The 19922-nt window shown below is 67.5% G+C and carries 18 protein-coding genes, 2 tRNA genes and 1 riboswitch; of the genes, 2 read left to right on the top strand and 18 right to left on the bottom strand.

Annotated elements, in window-relative coordinates; all coding sequences use genetic code 11:
• Window positions 1-106 precede the first annotated feature (106 nt).
• Window positions 107-1276: a class I SAM-dependent methyltransferase gene (locus tag ACZYZE_RS16175; protein ID WP_459317677.1), complete on the bottom strand. Its 1170-nt coding sequence runs from the start codon at window positions 1274-1276 to the stop codon at window positions 107-109.
• 425 nt (window positions 1277-1701) lie between these two features.
• Window positions 1702-2055 (bottom strand): zinc ribbon domain-containing protein YjdM, encoded by a 354-nt coding sequence (locus tag ACZYZE_RS16170; protein ID WP_463908842.1) that lies wholly within the window; start codon window positions 2053-2055, stop codon window positions 1702-1704.
• 172 nt (window positions 2056-2227) lie between these two features.
• Between ACZYZE_RS16170 and ACZYZE_RS16165 the strand changes: the two genes are divergently transcribed.
• The gene (locus ACZYZE_RS16165) at window positions 2228-2635 is read left to right on the top strand and encodes a DoxX family protein (RefSeq protein ID WP_459317675.1); all 408 of its coding nucleotides are present in this window, start codon (window positions 2228-2230) and stop codon (window positions 2633-2635) included.
• Between the two features lie 30 nt (window positions 2636-2665).
• On the opposite strand, the gene ACZYZE_RS16160 is transcribed toward ACZYZE_RS16165, so the two are convergent.
• The 13 genes from ACZYZE_RS16160 to ACZYZE_RS16100 all read right to left on the bottom strand — a co-directional run bounded on the left by ACZYZE_RS16160 (window position 2666) and on the right by ACZYZE_RS16100 (window position 15177).
• Window positions 2666-2738: transfer RNA gene (locus ACZYZE_RS16160), tRNA-Ala, on the bottom strand.
• Between the two features lie 222 nt (window positions 2739-2960).
• Window positions 2961-3033, bottom strand: a tRNA-Ala gene (locus ACZYZE_RS16155).
• A gap of 150 nt (window positions 3034-3183) precedes the next feature.
• Window positions 3184-3585 (bottom strand): ribosome silencing factor, encoded by a 402-nt coding sequence (gene rsfS, locus ACZYZE_RS16150; protein ID WP_459317674.1) that lies wholly within the window; start codon window positions 3583-3585, stop codon window positions 3184-3186.
• Between the two features lie 103 nt (window positions 3586-3688).
• Window positions 3689-4972, bottom strand: coding sequence for a hypothetical protein (locus ACZYZE_RS16145; protein ID WP_463908840.1), 1284 nt, complete (start codon window positions 4970-4972; stop codon window positions 3689-3691).
• Window positions 4973-4979: 7 nt separating this feature from the next.
• The gene (nadD, locus tag ACZYZE_RS16140) at window positions 4980-5624 is read right to left on the bottom strand and encodes a nicotinate-nucleotide adenylyltransferase (protein WP_463908889.1); all 645 of its coding nucleotides are present in this window, start codon (window positions 5622-5624) and stop codon (window positions 4980-4982) included.
• 55 nt (window positions 5625-5679) lie between these two features.
• Entirely contained in the window at window positions 5680-5919 is a 240-nt protein-coding gene (locus ACZYZE_RS16135) for a hypothetical protein (protein WP_463908838.1), read from the bottom strand.
• Window positions 5920-6001: 82 nt separating this feature from the next.
• The gene (locus ACZYZE_RS16130) at window positions 6002-7357 is read right to left on the bottom strand and encodes a glutamate-5-semialdehyde dehydrogenase (RefSeq protein ID WP_463908836.1); all 1356 of its coding nucleotides are present in this window, start codon (window positions 7355-7357) and stop codon (window positions 6002-6004) included.
• 26 nt (window positions 7358-7383) lie between these two features.
• Window positions 7384-8553: a glutamate 5-kinase gene (gene proB, locus ACZYZE_RS16125; protein WP_463908834.1), complete on the bottom strand. Its 1170-nt coding sequence runs from the start codon at window positions 8551-8553 to the stop codon at window positions 7384-7386.
• A complete protein-coding gene (gene obgE, locus ACZYZE_RS16120; protein WP_459317669.1) occupies window positions 8543-10129 on the bottom strand; it encodes a GTPase ObgE in 1587 nt (528 codons plus the stop codon). The genes proB and obgE overlap by 11 nt, the downstream gene beginning before the upstream one ends.
• Window positions 10130-10246: 117 nt before the next feature.
• A complete protein-coding gene (gene rpmA / locus ACZYZE_RS16115) occupies window positions 10247-10510 on the bottom strand; it encodes a 50S ribosomal protein L27 (protein ID WP_069952019.1) in 264 nt (87 codons plus the stop codon).
• Between the two features lie 62 nt (window positions 10511-10572).
• The gene (gene rplU, locus ACZYZE_RS16110; protein WP_018773353.1) at window positions 10573-10881 is read right to left on the bottom strand and encodes a 50S ribosomal protein L21; all 309 of its coding nucleotides are present in this window, start codon (window positions 10879-10881) and stop codon (window positions 10573-10575) included.
• Window positions 10882-11225: 344 nt separating this feature from the next.
• The gene (locus tag ACZYZE_RS16105) at window positions 11226-12812 is read right to left on the bottom strand and encodes a bifunctional hydroxymethylpyrimidine kinase/phosphomethylpyrimidine kinase (protein ID WP_463908887.1); all 1587 of its coding nucleotides are present in this window, start codon (window positions 12810-12812) and stop codon (window positions 11226-11228) included.
• Window positions 12813-12822: 10 nt separating this feature from the next.
• Window positions 12823-12920, bottom strand: a riboswitch (TPP riboswitch).
• 130 nt (window positions 12921-13050) lie between these two features.
• Window positions 13051-15177 (bottom strand): Rne/Rng family ribonuclease, encoded by a 2127-nt coding sequence (locus ACZYZE_RS16100; protein ID WP_463908885.1) that lies wholly within the window; start codon window positions 15175-15177, stop codon window positions 13051-13053.
• A 1667-nt stretch (window positions 15178-16844) separates the two neighbouring features.
• Here ACZYZE_RS16100 and ACZYZE_RS16095 point away from each other — a divergent pair.
• Window positions 16845-17516, top strand: coding sequence for a vitamin K epoxide reductase family protein (locus ACZYZE_RS16095; protein ID WP_459317667.1), 672 nt, complete (start codon window positions 16845-16847; stop codon window positions 17514-17516).
• 71 nt (window positions 17517-17587) lie between these two features.
• Here the strand turns inward: ACZYZE_RS16095 and ndk are convergent, their stop codons facing one another.
• Genes ndk through ACZYZE_RS16080 form a run of 3 tightly spaced genes read right to left on the bottom strand, consistent with a single transcriptional unit; the run spans window position 17588 to window position 19920 of the window.
• Window positions 17588-18043 (bottom strand): nucleoside-diphosphate kinase, encoded by a 456-nt coding sequence (gene ndk / locus ACZYZE_RS16090; protein ID WP_463908831.1) that lies wholly within the window; start codon window positions 18041-18043, stop codon window positions 17588-17590.
• A 38-nt stretch (window positions 18044-18081) separates the two neighbouring features.
• Window positions 18082-18558 (bottom strand): DUF4233 domain-containing protein, encoded by a 477-nt coding sequence (locus tag ACZYZE_RS16085; RefSeq protein WP_463908829.1) that lies wholly within the window; start codon window positions 18556-18558, stop codon window positions 18082-18084.
• Window positions 18559-18561: 3 nt separating this feature from the next.
• Window positions 18562-19920 (bottom strand): bifunctional folylpolyglutamate synthase/dihydrofolate synthase, encoded by a 1359-nt coding sequence (locus ACZYZE_RS16080; protein WP_459317664.1) that lies wholly within the window; start codon window positions 19918-19920, stop codon window positions 18562-18564.
• Window positions 19921-19922 lie beyond the last annotated feature (2 nt).

Genomic DNA, 19922 nt, shown 5'->3' with positions numbered 1-19922 from the left:
CGAGGGCTGGCGGATCTCAGACACTGATACCCCTAAACGTCTTTGGCTAAGCACTGCTTATGTGAGAATGCTACGTCACGGGCCGGGACCCGCCCACACGCCAGCTTCATTCTTCCGCGGATTTGCGGATACTCGCGGTCACCGTGAATTTCGGGTTCCGGCCGATCTCCCGGGTGGGGCCGATCAGCCGCTCCAGGACCGGCCGGTAGTGCAGGTGGGTGTTGAAGACCGTCCAGAGTTCCCCGCCCGGTGCGAGGACCCGCCCCGCGGCCTCGATCAGCTTGATGCCTGCCCCGGCATGGACCGCGGCGCCCACATGGAAGGGCGGATTCAGCAGGATCAGCTGGGCGCTGGCCGCCGGCAGGGAGTCCATGGCGTCGTCCTGCAGGACAGCGATCCGGTCCTGGAGCCCGTTGGCCAGGGCGGTGGCACGGGCGGAGTCGACGGCGGCCGCGGACTGGTCGGTGGCCGTGACCATGGAGCCGGGGTTGCGGCGGGCGTACATCGCCGCGAGGATCCCGGTGCCGCACCCAAGGTCGACTGCACGGCGTGCGGGGGGCATTTGCGGGAGGAAGTCCAGGAGGAAACGGGTTCCGATGTCCAGTCCGGTGCCTGCGAAGACGGCCCCGCGGGCACAGACGGTCAAGCCGAGCTCGGCGTTGTCCGCGGAGATGGGGAACCGCGGGGCCGCAGTGGCCGGTTTGGGGCCCCGGGCCAGCAGTATCCGGGACTTCTGCCGGGCTAGCTGCGGCTGGACCTCGCTGAAGTAGCGCTCCAGGACGGCATTCATGCCAAGGCTCATGTGCTTGACCCGGCCGCCGGCGAGAAGTACGACGCCGGGCGCCGCATGGCGGGCCACGGCGTCGGCGATTTCCTCCAGTTCGGCGAGGGACTTGGGCAGCTGGACCAGCACCACCGCGGCGCCGGCCAGGAGTTCGGCGCCGAGCGGGAACTGTTCAAAGCCCCCCGTGATGCCCAGAGTCCCGGCGTTGTGGCGAAGGGCGCGTTCTCCCGTGATCAGGTCCTGGTGGACGCGGACCGGGCCGGCATCCGGGCTGACGACTCCGAGGCCGAGTGCCCCCAGAGTCAGCGCGCCGTAGCGGTCTCCCACGATGGCGATCCTGCTGCCGGGCTCCAGGAGTCCGGCCGCCAGCATTTCGAGGGCGGTGTCCAGCAGGAGCTTGTCCGTGGCGTCCCAGGCCTGCAGGTTCGTCGCGTCGACGTCCGGGAACCTCCGCAGCCGGGAGAAGAAGGATTCGAGATTGTTGTCCGCCACGCGCGAGCTTCCGCCTTTTGTTGGGTCAGGTGTTCGGGCCCGGAAATTGAGGACCCCTGCAAAACTTATCCTGCTCCCCCATGGAGCATCTCTTTTTGACCCTGCCCACGGGATCGCGTCCGGTTGTTCGCCGTCCGGTTGTTCAGCGACTTGTTGTTCAGCGGGGGCTTCGCCGGCCGGATGCCAACCATCCGGTGATCCCGCCCAGCAGGGTGAGGCCGGGAACAAGATTCCACGACAGACCCTGTATTTCCCGGAGCCACCCCGGGCTGGCTTCCAGCACAGGCGTTATCAGCAGGTAGGCAATGGACGCCAGGGCGAACCCTGCCACTCCCCCTCCGGCTGCTCCCCACATCCGCCGACGGAGTTCGCCCTTCCTCGGCGCCGGGGACGGTGACTGAGTCATGAGCTGGCTCCCTGGCTGGTCAGATCTTCTTAACCACACTGGATTTCAGCTGCATGGGACCGACGCCGTCAACCTTGCAGTCGATGTCATGGTCGCCCACGCCATTCACGAGCCGGATGCCGCGGACCTTGGTGCCCACCTTGATCACGGTGGAGCTCCCCTTGATCTTGAGGTCCTTGATGACCGTGACGGTGTCCCCGTCGGCGAGGATGTTGCCGACGGCGTCCTTGATCGGCTTCGCTTCCTGCTCTTCGGAATCCTCCGCTGCGGCGGCTGACCACTCATGCGCGCACTCCGGGCAGACCAAGAGCGCCCCCATCTCGTACGTGTATTCGCTGGAGCATTCGGGGCACGGCGGCAGGTTCTCATTCACGTCCCCAATATTAGTCCAGCGGGGCCGGGGCCTACGAGGCTTCGTTGCTAAGCTGATTCCACCCCAGCGAAGGTGGCGCCGCATGGCCGACAGTCCAGTTCGATCCCACGGTCCGGTCCGTACCCCAGGTCCACTTCCAGCCCGCGCCGCGGATTCCCGGCTGCGTTCGGTTTTGCGGACCGCCGGCCGTTTGCTGCTGGGCGGATTCCTGGTCCTGGCCGGCGTCAGCCACCTCGGCTGGAGCCGTGCGGCGTTCCGCGCCCAGGTGCCGCCCTGGCTGCCGCTCGACGTTGACTTCGTCGTAGTGGCCTCCGGGCTGGTGGAGATTGTCCTGGGACTCGGCCTGCTGCTGCTCCGGCGACGGCGGACAGCCCTCGGCTGGATCGTTGCGGCCTTCTTCGTGGCGGTGTTCCCGGGCAACATCTCGCAGTTCGTCACCGCCAGCGATTCATTCGGTCTCAACTCGGACCTAAGCCGCGGCATCCGCCTGCTCTTCCAGCCGCTGCTCGTGGTGTGGGCGCTGTGGGCGACGGGTGCGTGGCGGACCCGGCGGCAGGAGGGCCGGCCGGAAAACAGCTGAGGCCCCGCTCGCTGAGCGGGGCCTCTTCGGTGGAGCTGAGGGGACTCGAACCCCTGACCCCCTGCATGCCATGCAGGTGCGCTACCAGCTGCGCCACAGCCCCGAATTGGTGGTGAAGAACCGGTATCCCGGAAGCAACCTGATTATCTTAAGCCACATTTGCCGCTGACGCGAATCGACCCCCCGCGCAGTGAAATTGGCAGTCAAAGGGGCAGCGACAGCCGCAGGAAGAACCGTCCCGGATTTCCGCAATGTCCGTGCCGGGGAGCCCGAAAACAGGCAAAAAAAATCCGCCGGAATCTTGCGATTCCGGCGGATCATCCGGTGGAGCTGAGGGGACTCGAACCCCTGACCCCCTGCATGCCATGCAGGTGCGCTACCAGCTGCGCCACAGCCCCGAATTTGCGTTGCTCCGACTCCGTAACGTGCGCTACCGGATCCGGTTCGTCGTCCGGATCTCTCCGAAGCAACTCAAATATCTTAGAACAGCCTTTCGGAAAATTCCAAATCGGGCATACTCGGACTTCCCGCCCGGCTGTTCCGGCCTGCTACTCGGTTTCGGCGGCGACAGTGGCCTTGGCCGAGGTGTCATCGCCCAGCTGCAGGTCGACCACGGGGCAGTCCTTCCAGAGGCGCTCGAGAGCGTAGAACACGCGGTCTTCCTCGTGCTGGACGTGGATGACAATGTCGCCGTAGTCCAGCAGCACCCAGCGGCCGCCGGATCGGCCTTCACGGCGGATCGGCTTGAGATCGAACTTGGAGAGTTCATCTTCAATGCCGTCAACGATGCCGTTGACCTGCCGTTCGGACGGTGCCGAGGCGATCAGGAAGATGTCGGCCAGGGCCAGACGCTCACTGACGTCCATGGCCATGATGTCCTCGGCGAGTTTCTCCGCGGCAGCTCGGGCTGCGTGTCGGGCTGTGGCGATGGCTGAATCTGTTGCAGTCACGGGACTCCTTGTTGGGGTGAAAAGCTTTGGTGTTGAATTCTGTGGGGTTGAACGGCCGGGGTCAGGGTCCTCGGCGGAACATCAGGTGCCGAAGCCTGCAGGCCTAACGGCCCAGACCGGTGATGATCAGTGTGATGCCGGCGATGAGGGCCAGCACACCCAGGGTCAGCACGCCAAGCTGCAGCAGGCGGAGGCGCCGGGCCCGGCCCAGGCCCGCAGTGGCCGCATCCAGCGGATCGAGTCCGTAGGCCGAATTTGCGGCCACCGGTGTCCGGCCGGCCAACTCGTCGTCGGACTGGTCCACCGTGGTCCGGTTTACCGCCTGCGGTGACGGTGCCGGTGTTCCGGAGGCGGCCCTGGCGGCAGCTTCGGCGCGGGCGAGCACGCCGGCACGGCCGGTCACGGGCCCTGCGCCGCGCTGGCGCGAGGAACCGGGACGGCGGTTGCCGGACTTCCGGGGGGCATCAACCCGGGGACCCGAGTTGGTGACGACCGGAACGTAGGACGTGGCAGGGCGCTTCATGACGGGCCGCTCCACGCCGGGAACCTGGACGAACTCCAGGGGTGTCACCATGGCCAGGTTGTTGGCGGTGGTGGGATCGTTCCGCACCGGCTCCGGCTGGCTGTTCTGCTCGGCGAGCTTCTGCTTGGCGGCGGCCCTGCGGTTCAGCACCGCTGCCCGCTCGGCCAGGGCAATCTGCTCGGCCAGTACGTCAGGATCAACGGCTCCGGGATCCGCCGCGTTAATGTGTTCGGTTTTGGCCAGCTGGTTCTGGGCCTGCTGGGCGAGGAGTTCACGCGCGGCCAGGGCCTGTTCCACGGTCATCCCCTCGGGACCCTTGCCGCCGGGACCGGGACCGGGGGCACCGGCGTCCTGGTCTGCGGCCTTCGGGCCCTTGGGTGCCGACGGCTGCTCTCCCGGCCGGGCGCCCGGCTGGGGTACGACCGGTGTGGCCCGGGTCCGCGGCGAGGCGGGGACAATCAGGTTGGCCGACGTCGCGGGGGCCGTTTCGGCGGCCAGCTGCAGGAGCCGGAGCTGGCGGCGGGTGGGCGGTCCGCCGCCTGCGAGGTGGCCCTCTTTTTCGGCAAGTTCCTTGATGGTGCGCAGCGTGGCGCGATCCCGGGCGCGGACCTGGGAGGAGCGTTCGGGACCCGTTCGCACGGAGTCCACGGGGCCCTCGGCCACGCGGCGGCTGCGGCCGGTGACCTCGGCGGGGGTGGGCTCCCCGGGGTCAACCTGGGCGGCAGGCTTTGAAACAGGCGTGTTTGAGGCAGGCGAAACCTCGCCGGGACCTTGTGTCCCGGACTCCTGGTTCGCTTCCAGGCGTTCATCTCTGGCCTGCCGCAGTTCGCGGCGGCTGCGGACGGGTGGCTGTTCCTGACTCATTTCAGACTCATTCGGTGCTGGCGGGTTGGGCTATCTCGGTGCTTCGGTCATAACGTGCGGCGCGGTTTCCGGCCCCGCGGTCGACTGTTGCCGGGTCGCCGTCGTACAGTCCGTACTTGGCGATGTACTGGACCACACCGTCCGGCACGAGGTACCAGACGGGATTTCCTGCCGCGACCCTGGTGCGGCAGTCGGTCGAGGAGATCGCCATGGCGGGAACTTCAAGCAGGCTGACGTCCTTGCGTCCCATCCCGTCCAGGACGTGGCCGGGGCGGGTGACGCCGACGAAGTGCGCAAGGGACCACAGTTCGTCGATGTCTTTCCACGAAAGAATCTGGCCCAGGGCATCCGCACCCGTGATAAAGAACAGATCCGCGTCGGGCCGCAGCGTGTGCAGGTCCCGCAGTGTGTCGATGGTGTACGTGGGGCCGGGCCGGTCGACGTCGACCCTGCTCACCGTGAACCGCGGGTTCGAGGCCGTGGCGATCACGGTCATGAGGTAGCGGTGCTCGGCCTCACTGACCTTCTTGCTCAACTTCTGCCACGGCTGGCCCGTAGGCACAAACACCACTTCATCCAAGTCAAACTTGGCCGCGACCTCGCTGGCCGCGACAAGGTGGCCGTGGTGGATCGGGTCGAAAGTGCCGCCCATCACACCAAGCCGCAGGCGGCGCTTAGCGTCGCGCTGCTTCACGGTGGCGGAAATATTAGTGCCCTTGGCCGTGATCGTGCTTGTTGGGGTGCTGGCGGTGCGGATCCGCGTGCTCCTCGACGGCTTCGTGGCGCCTGCCCAGGTTGGAGTAGGACAGCGTGATGAACATCATCACGAGGAGGATCGCGAAGATCGATGCCCCAAACACCCACGGCGGCGCCCAAATCGGTGCGAGTTCCTCGTGGCCGGCCTCGCCGGCAGCGGCGATGATGGTGGCGATCTGCTGCGACAGCATGTTCTCCCCTTATGAGTTCAAAAATTTTTGCGACGACGGATGTCCCCGCCGTTCCGGACTTCTGTTCCATGTTACAGCGTTGCTAGCCCCTGATCTGGCCCTCGCCCTGCACGATCCACTTGGTGGTGGTCAGCTCGGTCAGTCCCATCGGGCCGCGCGCGTGCAGCTTCTGGGTGGAAATCCCCACCTCGGCGCCCAGGCCCAGCTCGCCGCCGTCGGTGAACCGGGTGGATGCGTTCACGATCACGGCGGCCGAATCGATCTCGGCAATAAAACGTTCGGCGTTGGCGAGGTCGTTGGTCAGGATGGCCTCGGTGTGGCCGGTTGACCAGGTGCGGATGTGCTTGACGGCATCGTCCAGGCTGTCCACCATGGCGACGGCGAGGTCCAGGTCCATGTACTCGGTGGCCCAGTCCTCCTCGGTGGCGGGAACGGATGCGACGGTGGCCGGCAGGGCCGCACGGGTCCTTTCATCGACGTGCAGGGTGACGCCGGCGGCACGCAGGGCGGCGGCGACGGCCGGCAGCACGGTGGAGGAGGAGTGGACAAGGAGCGTTTCCACGGTATTGCAGACGCTGGGCCGCTGGGTCTTGGAGTTGAGCAGGATGTCCACGGCCATTTCCTCGTTGGCCGAGGCATCCAGGAAGATGTGCACGTTGCCTTCGCCGGTCTCGATCACCGGCACCTTGGCGTTGGTCACGACGGACTGGATCAGTTCGCGGCCGCCGCGGGGAATCAGCACGTCGACGCGGCCGCGGGCCCGCATGAGGGCGTTGGCGCCTTCGCGGCCGTACTGGTCGACGGTCTGCACGGCGTCCGCGGGCAGTCCCACCGATTCGAGGGCCTCGCGGAGGACGGTGACCAGGGCGGCGTTCGTGGCGGCGGCGGCGGTCCCGCCGCGCAGGATCACGGCGTTGCCGCTCTTCAGGCCCAGCCCGGCAATGTCCACTGTGACGTTGGGGCGCGCCTCGTAGATGGCGGCGACGACGCCCATGGGCACGTTGATCTGGCGCAGCCTCAGCCCGTTGGGGAGGGTCTGGCCGCGCACCACGTTGCCGACCGGGTCGGGCAGGTTCGCAAGGCTTTCGAGCGCCGTGGCAAGGGCCTGCATGCGGGCGCCGGTGAGGGTGAGGCGGTCCAGCAGGGCCGCGGAGGTGCCGTTGGCCCGGCCGGCGGCGACATCCTTGGCGTTGGCGGCGAGGATCTGGCTCTGGCGCTCCAGCAGGGCCGCAGCGATGGCGCGCAGGCCCCGGTCCTTCCACGCACGGTTGGCGTGGGCCATCCGGCGGGCGGCGTGGCGGGAGCGGTCGGCGATGGCGTGGACGGCGGCCTCGACGTCGGCCGCCGAAGGACGCACCTTCCCTGCTTCGGGCATCGGGGCTGCCTGCGTGGCATCGTTGGAAGTCGCAGCGGCTTGGGGAATCAGTGCCTCAGTCATCCTTCAAGTCTAGGCGGGTGCGCCGGCTAAACCAGAACCAGGTCGTCAACGTGGACAACCTCGCGGTCAAATCCGCGCCCCAGCGACTCCCCGAGTTCCACCGTGGAGCGGCCCAGCATCTGCGGCAACTCGGCAGCAGAATAGTTGACCAGGCCGCGCGCAATGACGGTCCCGTCGGCAGCGACCATTTCCACGGCATCCCCTGCTTCGAAAACACCTTCAACCGCCGAGATCCCGGCCGGGAGCAGCGAGGTGTGGTTATCACAAACAGCCGTCACCGCGCCGTCGTCGAGGATCAGCCGGCCCTGCACGTGCGCGAGGTGGGCGAGCCACATCATCCGCACGGGCTTGCGTGCCCCGTTGACGGTGAACCATGTTCCAACGTCTTCGCCGGCCAGGGCTGCTGCCACATTCGCCGTCGACGTGACCATCGCGGGGATTCCGGAGTCGGCCGCCATGATGGCCGCCTCGACCTTGGTCTGCATTCCGCCGGTGCCCACTCCGGCCTTGCCGGGCGCGCCGATGGTCACACCTTCGAGGTCCTGCGGGCCGTCCACGCGGGGAATCCGCTTGGCACCCTTCGCCGGAGGTCCGTCGTAGAGCGAATCAACGTCGGACAACAGCACCAGGGCATCGGCACGCACCAGATGGGCCACGAGGGCCGACAGGCGGTCGTTGTCGCCGAAGCGGATCTTGTGCGTGGCCACGGTGTCGTTTTCATTGACCACCGGCACCACGCCAAGGTTGAGCAGCCTGTTCAGGGCGCGGAAGGCATTGGTGTGGTGGCTGCGCCTCATCAGGTCATCCGCCGTGAGCAACACCTGGCTGACGGTCACGCCGTGGGCGCCAAACGCCTGTGTGTACCGCGCCATCAAGAGGCCCTGGCCCACGCTGGCCGCTGCCTGCTGGGTGGCCAGGTCCCGGGGTCGCTTGGCCAGTCCCAGCGGTGCCAGGCCGGCGGCGATGGCCCCCGACGACACCAGGATGATTTCCATGCCCGCATTGCTCTTGACCGCAAGGGCGTCCGACAGTGCGATGAGCGCCTCTTCGGAAATGCCGCCCTTGATGCTGGTGAGCGACGACGATCCAACCTTGACCACGATGCGGCGCGCCCTGGCAAGCACGCTCCGGTCGTTGCCGGGTTCCTCGATGATGACTGCGGAACCAGCACGCACGTCTACGGGTTCACTCCCCATTTTCTTCGCCCAGTGCACTCTCCTTGAGCGGCTTGGCCCGGCGTCCGCTCACGGATTCGGTCCAGATGCCGGCCTTGCGCTCGGCTTCGAGCTCGGCGCGGGCGGCGGCCTTGGCATCGCGGCGTTCCACCTGCTCGTCGCGCTTCTGCCCGCGGGTGGGGCGGTCGCCGATGTCGGCGAAGCGCACGTCGGTGCCGCGGGGGGCGGCCAGCAGCTCGGCACCGGCCATCATGGTCGGTTCCCAGTCGAAGACGACGCCGTCGTCCTCACCAATGACGACCGTGTCGCCCGGCACGGCGCCCTGCTTGAACAGTTCGTTTTCGACGCCCAGCTTGGCGAGGCGGTCGGCGAGGTAGCCGATAGCTTCCTCGTTGGTGAAGTCGGTCTGCTTGACCCAGCGCACGGGCTTGTCGCCCAGGACCCGGAACAGCGGCTCGAGGTTCTTCTCTTCCCGGCGGATCTTGAAGCCGGATTCGTTGACGGCACGAGGCTTGAGCACGGGGGCGTGGACCTTCGGCGGGGCGGCCGCGAGGGCGTCGCGGGCGGCCTGGACGATTTCACCCATGGCGAAGCCGAGCTGGCGCAGGCCTTCGTGGCTCGTGGCCGAGATCTCGAAGACCTTGTAGCCGCGGGATTCGAGTTCCGGGCGGACGAACTCGGCCATGTCCTTGCCGTCCGGCAGGTCCACCTTGTTCAGGGCGACGAGGCGGGGGCGGTGGTTCAGCGGCACCACCTCGCCGTCGGCTCCGCTGTAGCTCATATCCACCGTGTACTTCTCGAGCTCGGCTTCGATGATAGCCAGGTCGGAGAGCGGGTCGCGGTCGGACTCGAGCGTGCCGCAGTCCAGCACGTGCACCAGGGCGGCGCAGCGCTCGACATGGCGCAGGAAATAGTGGCCAAGTCCCTTGCCTTCGCTGGCGCCTTCGATCAGGCCCGGCACATCGGCGATCGTGAAGCGTACCTCGCCGGCCTGGACAACGCCGAGGTTGGGGATCAGGGTGGTGAAAGGGTAGTCGGCGATCTTGGGCCGCGCCGCGGACATGGCGGCGATGAGGCTGGACTTGCCGGCGGACGGGAAGCCGACCAGTGCGATATCCGCGATGGACTTCAGTTCCAGGACGACGTCGCTGGACTCGCCTTCGATGCCGAGCAGGGCGAAGCCGGGCGCGCGGCGCTTCTGGGAGGAGAGCGAGGCGTTGCCGAGGCCGCCGATGCCGCCGGCGGCCGCAATGTACTCGGCGCCTTCGCTCACAAGGTCGGCGAGGAGTTCGCCGGACTTGGTCTTGACCACAGTGCCGACGGGGACCGGAAGGATCAGGGTTTCGCCGTGTTTGCCGCCGCGCCAGTCGCCCATGCCGGGGCCGCCGTTGGTGGCGTGCCGGTGGGGTGCGTGGTGGTAGTCCAGCAGGGTGGTGGTCTGGGGATCGACACGCAGGATGACGTCGCCGCCGTTGCCGCCGTTGCCGCCGTCCGGACCGCCGAGGGGCTTGAACTTCTCGCGGTGGACGGAGACACAACCATGGCCGCCGGTACCGCCGGATACGTGCAGTACTACCCGGTCTACAAAGCTCGCCACGTGGATCTCCTCAGTGCTGTTCCTTAGGCCCCCGAAGTGGCCCAAGATGATTGTAATGCGGTTAAAACACCGGTGGAGCGGACCTAATGGCCCGCCCCACCGATTTACAGCTTGTTGTTACTCTGCCGCTGCAGCAGCCACGATGTTCACGACGCGGCGACCACGGCGGGTGCCGAACTCGACTGCGCCGGGGGCCAGCGCGAACAGGGTGTCGTCCCCGCCGCGGCCTACGCCGGCGCCCGGGTGGAAGTGGGTGCCACGCTGGCGGACGATGATCTCGCCTGCGGAAACCACCTGGCCGCCGAAGCGCTTGACGCCGAGGTACTGGGCGTTGGAGTCACGACCGTTGCGAGTGGAACTCGCGCCTTTTTTATGTGCCATTTGAAAATGCCTGCCTTAAAAATTCTGGGGAATCTGCTGAAAACCTGAACAGTAACGGTTAGTTACTTGATACCGGTGATCTTGACCTTGGTCAATTCCTGACGGTGACCCTGGCGCTTCTTGTAGCCGGTCTTGTTCTTGAACTTCTGGATGACGATCTTCGGACCACGAAGGTCTTCGAGGATCTCAGCCGTAACCGTTACCTTGGCCAGGTCCGCGGCAGCGGACGTAACCTTGTCACCGTCGACCAGGAGCAGTGCGGGCAGCTCAAAGGTGCTGCCGGCTCCACCGGGGACGCGGTTCAGGGTAACGAAGTCTCCAACGGAAACCTTCTCTTGCCGGCCGCCTGCGCGGACAATCGCGTACACCACTGGGGAACTCACTTCTCTCGACGTTTATTACTAGATTTGCGTGCGGAACCTGGGTCCAAGATATTTGGTCCGGCTCACGCTGTGCCTCTACGCCGGTGGATTCCCCGGGGGAACCCATGAGCTATCCCGTGGACAATACTGAACGGATTGTCCTCAAGGTCATAACCCAAGTGTTGGCGTAAGCACCGAAGATCTAGACTACGCTAAATTCGCCTTCGGTCGCAAATGAGGCTGGTTCCGGCGGGTAGTTCGTGATAGGCGCCACTTGGTATTGACCGAGTGGTGCCGCTGCGACTTCCGGAACCGTGCCCGACTATCGTACAGGCTGCGTCGGGCCGTCCGCGTCAGGCGTGCAGCCTCGGCGCGTCGAAGAACTCTACTTCATAGCCGGCCGACTGCCGGAAGGCCAGCGCCATGGCCTCCCGTTCACGCCCCGAGGCCAGCCGGGCCGCCGCATCCGTATAGGCGATCGCCTGCCGGGTCGCTGCGGCGAACTCCTCATCCGCGTAGGTACTCAGCCATACGGCATAGGGATGCGCTTCCGGTGCCCCGGCGGCGAGGAACTCTCCGTGCAGGGATTCCCCCACCTCGGCGTAGAGCCAGAAGCACGGCAGGACGGCGGCCACCAGTACCCCGTAACTGCCGGAGACCGAGGCGGCCAGCAGATGGTCCACATAGGACTTGGTGACCGGCCCCGGCCGCAGGTCTGCCGTGCGGGTGCTGAGCCAGTTCCGGTGCAGCCCGGACTCGACTTCGAGGCAGTTCTGCGCGGAGCGCGCCCAGAAGAGCTGTTCGGCTTCGGTGGGCGCCATGGCCGCCGCCCGGGCCAGCACGCGCGAATAGCCGTTGAGGTACTGGGCGTCCTGCGCGAGGTAGTAAGCGAAGTCCTTCTCCGGCAGCGTACCGTCGGCCAGCGCCTTGATGAACTCCAGCCCGTAGATCGCCTCAAGGTCCGCGGCAGCACTGTCTCGCAGCGCGACGGCGAATTCGCCCTCTGCCGGGACGTGTTGCCGCGGGCCGGCATGGTGCTCGGTCAGGTGCTGCACATGGTGGAAATGGTGGACCGGGCCGTTTCCCGTTCCGACGCCGAGGCGCTCCGAATCGCGCAGCGCACCGGCCAGCCACGGCTTGACCTCGCGGAGCGCCGCCTCCCAGTCCCCCACGCGGGCCTGCACAGTGGCGATCGCCGAGGACAGCGAGCAGCCGGTTCCGTGGCTGTTGCGGGTGGGCACTCGCTGCCCAGGCACCACCACAACGTCCTGGCGGAGCAGTCCGCCGGTGTTGACGAGCGCATCGGGGCAGCCGACGTCGGCGTAACCGCCCCCCGCGCCGGCACCACTGTCGAGGTGGCCGCCCTTCACGAGGACCGTGGTGCCGGCCAGTGCGGCGAGCCGCTTACCCTGGGCCAGGGCCCCGTTCCAGTCCGCGGCGACGGGTTCCTTCAGCAGGATCGCCAGCTCCGCAAGGTTGGGCGTAATCAGGTCAGCATAGGGAAGCAGCGCGTGCAGGGCAGCCTCGGCCGACTCCTGCAGCAGCCGGTCGCCGCTCGTAGCCACCATCACCGGGTCAAGGACCACGACGCCGGGCCGTGTCTTGTCGAGCCAGCCACGGACGGCGTCGATCACGTCGGTGTCCCCCAGCATGCCGATCTTGACGGCGTCGATACTGATATCCGTGCTGACCGCCTCCAGCTGGGCGGTCAGGAAGGCCGCCGGCGGGACGTGGACGGCGCTGACGCCCCTGGTGTTCTGGGCGGTTAGGGCCGTGATCGCCGCCATGCCGTAGCCGCCGTGCGCGGCAATGCTCTTGAGATCGGCCTGGATGCCTGCCCCGCCGGAGGGGTCCGAGCCAGCGATGGCAAGCACGCGCGGGATCCTGGGCCCGGCGGTCCGCGGGGCGTGCGGAAGAAGTGAGGCCGCAAAAGTGGACACTGCAACGGAGGATGAAGCCACGAGACATCCCTTCGCCGGTGCTAACCGGACAGGTTCAACGGGTCTGGATCTCAGCCGGCTCGATGCGCGGCACCCCGTGTCAGTGCTACAGCCTAGCCGTATCGCTTAACGAAGTCGCGGGTGCGGTCCGGACCTGGCGTATTGCTACACCGGGTCCGGACCGCACCCGCGGTCCTGCTGAACTGCTGACGTGCTGAGCTACCGGGCTACTGGGCTGTTACAGCTCCGACGCCGGTACGCCGACGCCGAGGATGATCGGCTCGTTCGCGGCCGGCTTCGCTGCTGCCGGTGCGGCGGCCGGGGCCTTGGCCTCGTGCACCGCACCTGCCGCGGCCTGCGTGGCCGCCCCGCGGTGCTCCGTTGCCTCCCGGTGTTCAACAGACGTCGCGTTGGCTGCACCCTGGGCGCGGCTGGCGCTCCGGTTGCGGCGTCCGCGGCGGGCGCGGGACGTGCCGGCCTCGGCCTCAGCCTCGGTCTGGGAACCGGGTCCCTGGGCACGTCCGGGTCCGGTGCCGCCCGCGCGGGCGGGAGCCGCCGTAGCTGTCCGGGCGGCCGGCGTCTTGGCGGCCGGTGTCTTGGCGGCTTCGGTCCGGTCTGCGTCCGTCCGGCCTGTGGCCGGTTTGCTGTCCCCGGGTTCGCCGAGCTGGGCGAACGCTTCGGTCAGCAGGTCCAGGGTCAGGGCCGGTGCCGGGGTGTCGTCAGCGTGCTCAACGAACGGCAAGGCGACCTGCTCGCCGCCGAAGGTCAGTACGGCAGCGGGCCGTCCGGCTGCTTCCTCCGTGGCGGCGAACTGCGCCACGGCCTCGACCGCGGCCCGGCGCGTCTCGGCGTCGGCCTGGCGGGTTCCGGCGTCGGCCTCCCCGTCGTGCAGGTGGGCGGCGTGCGCCGCAGCAGCAATATTCGCCAGCGCGGCGCGGGTCGTCTCGGCCTTGGCGTGGCGCTCGGCCTCGGTGGGCTCGGCGTGGACTGCTGCCGGGGCGGACTGGTCGTCCGCGCCCTGGCCGCCCCGGCCGCGGCGGCGGCCCTTGCGCTCGGTCCGTGCCGCGGGCTGGCTCTCGGCCCGCGGGACGTAGTGTTCGGCGGCGACGGTGTTGGCCCGGCGGTGTTCCACCGGCTCGTCGTGGGTGACGATCCCGCGGCCGGCGCAGGTTTCGCACTGTTCGCCGAAGACTTCCAGCAGCCCGGTGCCCATCCGCTTGCGCGTCATCTGCACGAGGCCCAGCGAGGTCACCTCCGCCACCTGGTGTTTGGTCCGGTCCCGGCCCAGGCACTCCACCATGCGGCGCAGCACAAGGTCACGGTTGGATTCGAGCACCATGTCGATGAAGTCGATCACGATGATGCCGCCGATGTCGCGGAGCCGGAGCTGCCGGACGACTTCCTCGGCCGCTTCCAGGTTGTTCTTGGTGACGGTTTCCTCGAGGTTGCCGCCGCTGCCGGTGAACTTGCCGGTGTTGACGTCCACCACGGTCATGGCTTCGGTGCGGTCGATCACGAGGGAACCGCCGGAGGGCAGGAAGACCTTGCGGTCCAGTGCCTTGTGGATCTGCTCATCGATGCGCCAGGCCGCGAAGATGTCCGTGTCCTTGGTCCATTTTTCCAGCCGGCCCACGAGGTCCGGCGCCACATAGGTGACGTAGGCCTCGATGGTGTCCCAGGCCTCCTCGCCAGAGACGATCAGCTTGGAGAAGTCCTCGTTGAAGACGTCGCGGACCACCTTGATGGTCAGGTCAGGTTCGCCGTAGAGCAGTTCCGGGGCAAGGAGCTTGCTCGACGTCGACTGGCCCTCGATGCCTTCCCACTGCGCGCGGAGGCGGTTAATGTCGTGGGTGAGCTCTTCCTCGGATGCACCCTCGGCCGCGGTGCGGACAATGACGCCGGCGTCTTCCGGCAGCCGGTCCTTGAGGATCCGCTTGAGGCGGTTGCGTTCGACGTCGGGCAGCTTGCGGGAGATGCCGGTCATGGAACCGCCGGGCACGTACACGAGGTAGCGGCCGGGCAGCGAGATCTGGCTGGTGAGCCGGGCGCCCTTGTGGCCGACCGGGTCCTTGGTGACCTGGACGAGGACGGAGTCGCCGGACTTCAGCGCATTCTCGATCCGGCGCTGTTTGCCCTCGAGGTTAACGGACTCCCAGTTCACCTCACCGGCGTAGAGCACGGCGTTGCGGCCGCGTCCGATGTCAACGAAGGCGGCTTCCATGGAGGGCAACACGTTCTGGACCTTGCCCAGGTAGACGTTGCCGATCAGGGAATCCTGCTGGGTTTTGGAGACAAAGTGCTCGGCCAGGACGCCGTCTTCGAGGACGCCGATCTGGATTCTGTCGTCGCGCTGGCGGACGATCATCTGGCGGTCCACGGACTCGCGGCGGGCCAGGAATTCGGCCTCGGTGATGACGGTGCGGCGGCGGCCGGTGTCGCGGGATTCGCGGCGGCGCTGCTTCTTCGCCTCGAGCCGGGTGGAGCCCTTGACGGACGTGACCCGGTTGTTGACGGGCGGCTCGCTGGCGGCGCGGGGCGCACGGACGCGGGTCACCGTGTTGGGCGGGTCGTCGTCTCCCCCGCCGGTCAGCTCCAGGTCCTGGTCACCGCGGCGGCGGCGGCGGCGGCGGCGGGAGGTCACGCCGTCCGCCAGGGTCTCCTCGGAGCCTTCTTCGGCTTCCTCGGTGAAACCTTCGCCTTCGCCTTCGGTCTCGGCCTCGCCGGTGCGGCTGCGGCCACGGCGGCCACGGCTGCGGCGGCGGCGGCGGCCGTCGACCTCTTCGCCTTCTTCATCTTCGGCTTCTTCGGCGGCGGCGGCGGCGGCCGGTGCCGGACGCACGGCGGCGGTCAAGTCGGGGGCCCGGAAGAGCATCGAGGTGACGGCACCGGGCTCCAGGAAGAGCGAGGAGGCTGCCGACGGCGCTTCGGCCGGCACCTCTTCTGCCCCGGCGGCGGNTGCGGCGGGGGCATCGGCGGGAGCTGCTGCGGCGGGGGCATCGGCGGGAGCTGCTGCGGCGGGGGCCTCGGCGGGAGCTGCTGCGGCGGGGGCATCGGCGGGAGCTGCTGCGGCGGGGGCATCGGCGGGAGCTGCTGCGGCGGACGCTGTTGTGGCGGGGGCGCCGGCGGGCACTTCCGGGGGCCCGACTTCGGCTTCCTCCACTGCCGGGGCATCGACCACGGGGACGGCTGCCTTGGCGCGGCTGGCGCGGCGTCGGACGGGCTTCTTCTCTGCTGCGACGTCAGCTGCAGCCTCGGCCGCGGGCGCTTCGGCGGCTTCGACGACCGGTTCTGCCGCGGCCTCTTCGGCGAAGGCAGGGAGGGGCTCGGCCTCCCCGGCGACCTTGCGGGCACGGGTGCGGCGAACGGGTGCCTTCTTGGTTTCCACCGGCACTTCCGCGGCGGGAACCTCGACCGGTGCGTCCGCGGCGGGCTCGGCAGACTCAGCCTTGGGGACGGCTTTACGGCGGGTCCTGACGGGCCGCTTGGGCGGTGTGGCGTCTACTGCGTCCGCAGAAACGGCCAGTTCTTCGTTACCGGCTACAACCTGGTCATTATCCATATGTGGGGACACTCCTGCCCCTGACGTGCCGCCACATACGGCACCCGTTGGGGCAATTATTTGTCAACACCCGCAGGCATTGACAGAAGTCAATTGAATACCCTCAGGTTCGCACCGGCAGTGGGGTGCGGCAGCCCTGGAGGGCCGGCGGAATTGTTCTGAAACCCGTTGATCTGCACGCCACAACCAGGTGCCGACCAATGGCATTGCGGGATAGCCGGGATCAGAGGATCCGTAGCTCCCTGCTCATCATTGGCGGTCTTGGGAACAAAGTCGCCGGACCGGAATCCGGATGTGGATCGGGTTCCAGCCATGTTCATTGTCTCACAGGACCCGTCAAAGCAGGCGTAAGCGGGATGTCAAGCCCGCGGCCGGCGGCGGCACCCGGACCGCGAGGGGCAGTTCCCCGGCATCCTTCAGTCTGCGGCGATACAATCGGAGCAGTTGCACCCGACGCAAAGGACGCTCATTCAATGCCCAGCATCTCCAGTGCCCCAGGCGACGCGACCACCCAGAGGCGGTCCCCCGGTCCTGCCGAGGCAGACGGGCCCGTTCCTCCGATGACCCGCGACCGCCCCTTCGCGTGGCTCCTGCTGATCACCGGCGTCGTCGGCTGGCTTGCCTCCGGAGCCCTGGTGCTGGAGAAGCTCGCGGTCCTCAAGGATCCCAGCCACGTCACCGTCTGCGACGTCAACCCGTGGATCTCCTGCGGCCAGGTGATGCAGACCTGGCAGGGTTCGCTCTTTGGCTTCCCCAACATGTTCATCGGCATCGTGGCGTTCGCCGTCGCCATCACCACCGGCATGGCCATGCTGGCCGGCGCCGCGTTTGCCCGCTGGTACTGGCTCGGCCTGCAGGCCGGCGTGACGCTAGGCTTCGCCTTCGTGGTCTGGCTCTGGTCCCAGGCGCTGTACTCCATCCACATACTGTGCCCGTTCTGCATGATCGTCTGGGCGGCGATGATTCCGTTGTTCGTCTGGGTGACCGTCCGCAACGTGTCGCACGGCGTGATCCGGCTGCCGGCCGGCCCTACCCGGATCCTGGGCGACTCCGGCTGGATCATCACGGCGCTGCTCTACGTCGCCGTGATCGCCTCGATCTTCTTCGCCTTCATCCAGGTCTTTATCGGGACCTCCGGTTACTAAGTACGCGTTTACCGCCCCGGGTGGCAAACGAGTTGACAGTTGAGGCCAATGTTCGCGTGCGTTCATTGGCCTTAACTGTCAACTCGGTGGGGAGCGTGTCCCGGAACCTCGTCCTGCAACCAGATCTTGATCTCGCGCTCGGCGGACTCCACCGAATCGGAGCCGTGGACCAGGTTCTGCTGAACCTTCAGGCCCCAGTCGCGGCCGAAGTCGCCGCGGATGGTGCCGGGGGCCGCCGTCGTCGGGTCCGTGGTGCCGGCGAGCGAGCGGAAGCCCTCGATCACGCGGTGTCCCTCGAAGATTGCGGCGACAACCGGCCCGCTCAGCATGAACTCGACGAGCGGCTCGTAGAACGGTTTGCCGACGTGCTCCTCGTAGTGCCGCTCCAGCAGTTCGCGGCTTGCATCGACCTTCTTGAGTTCGGCCAGGGTGTACCCCTTGGCTTCGATCCGGGCGATGATGCTGCCGGTCAGGTTGCGGGTGACACCATCGGGCTTGATCAGGACTAGGGTGCGCTCAATGCTCACAGCTGCTCCAATGTTTTGGGGTGGGGTTTGCCAACAGTCTACGTGTTCCGGGCATCGGTTTCCGGCGCCGGATCCGGGCCGGAACCCGCCGGGTGCACTGCGTCCCAGGCGGCCTGCTCGCGTTCCCGCTGGGCTGACTCCCGGTCGATCCGGATACCGGTGCGGATCCCGTACCACCAGGCCACCGCAAAGAGGCCACCAACCAGGAACATCGCCGGTTCCAGGATTCCGGTAAAGATCAGCACCAGCTGCAGAATCCAGCCGAGGCCCACACCCCAGGGCCTGGAGACGACCGCGCAGGTCAAGACGTACACGAGGCACAGAGTGAACCCGACCCCGAAGATCAGGACCGGCGGGAACTCGCCCCGCCGCAGCCCGAAGACCGTGAGGGTGCCGAAAAGTACCACAAACGCTTCCAGCAGCAGGACCGTCGAGGCAAACATGGCCTTCGTGGAGCGGCGCTTCTTGGGCATCCCCGGGCGCCATTCGCGCTGGGCTTTGGTGAGTTTCGCCATCGCTTAGGCGTCCGCCTTTCCGAGCAGTATCCGGGCGTCCGCCACGAGGGTGATGGAACCGGTGACGAGCACGCCGCCGGCGAGGTCCTCGTTGGCTTCGGCACGCTCCACGGCCCATTCGAGTGCGTCGTCGAGCTTCGCCGAAACGTGGATGTTGTCCTCGCCGAAGCCCAGGTCCACGGCGAGTTCGGCGAGGTCCTCGGCCGGAACGGCACGGGGCGAGTTGGACTGGGTGAAGCAGTACTCGGCGGCGAGGTCGCCCAATGATTCCTTGAGCTGGCGGAGGATCTCCTCGGCGTCCTTTTCGCGCAGGACCCCCACCACCACCACGAGCTTGCTGAAGCCGAACGCCTCGTGGATGGCTTCGGCCGAGACGCGGATACCCTCCGGGTTGTGGGCGGCGTCCACGATGATGGTCGGCGCGGTGCGCACCACCTCGAGGCGGCCAGGGGAAGTGACCGAGGCGAACGCCTCCTGCAGGATGTCCGCGTCGAGGGCCTTCTCCCCGCCGAAGAACGCCTCCAGTGCGGCAATCGCGACGGCGGCGTTTTCCGCCTGGTGTGCGCCGTGCAGCGGGATCAGCAGATCCTCGTAGCGGCCGGCGATGCCCTGGATATTCACCATCTGGCCGCCGACGGCGACGGTCCGGGATTCGACGCCGAACTCCACGCCCTCGAAGCGGAACGGGACCTGGGTTTCCTTGGCCTTCTCCAGCAGCACCTGGGCGGCGTCGCGGGGCTGCACGGCGCTGACCAGGAAGCCGCCGGGCTTGATGATGCCGGCCTTTTCGTGGGCGATGTCCTCGGTGGTGTCGCCCAGCAGGTCCGTGTGGTCCAGCGAAATCGGGGTGACCACAAAGACCTGGCCGTCGCCGACGTTGGTGGCGTCGGTGACGCCGCCCAGGCCCACCTCGATGACAGCCACGTTGACGGGCTGGTCCGCGAAGACGGCGAACCCGAGGATGGTGAGGCACTCGAAGTAGGTCAGCCGGGGCTGGCCCTCGGCTTCGAGTTCGCCGTCCACGATCGCGAGGTACGGGCGGATCTCGTCCCAGATCCGCACGAACGTCTCATCCGGCACCGGCTCGCCGTCGATGCTGATCCGCTCGGTGACCCTGGACAGGTGCGGGCTCGTGTACCGCCCGGTGCTGAGCCCGTAAGCACGCAGTCCGGCCTCGATCATGCGGGCCGTGGAGGTCTTGCCGTTGGTGCCGGTGACGTGGATGATCGGAAACGCCTTGTTCGGCTCGCCCAGGATGTCCATCGCACGGTGCAGCGGGGCAAGCCGCGGCTCCATCTTGTTTTCCGGCGCCCGGCCCAGCAGCTCGGCGTAGACGCTTTCCACGGAGAATTCGTCGGTCATGG

It is taken from the genome of Pseudarthrobacter woesei (genome assembly GCF_055412745.1).
This window is presented reverse-complemented; position numbering and strand designations above follow the sequence as displayed.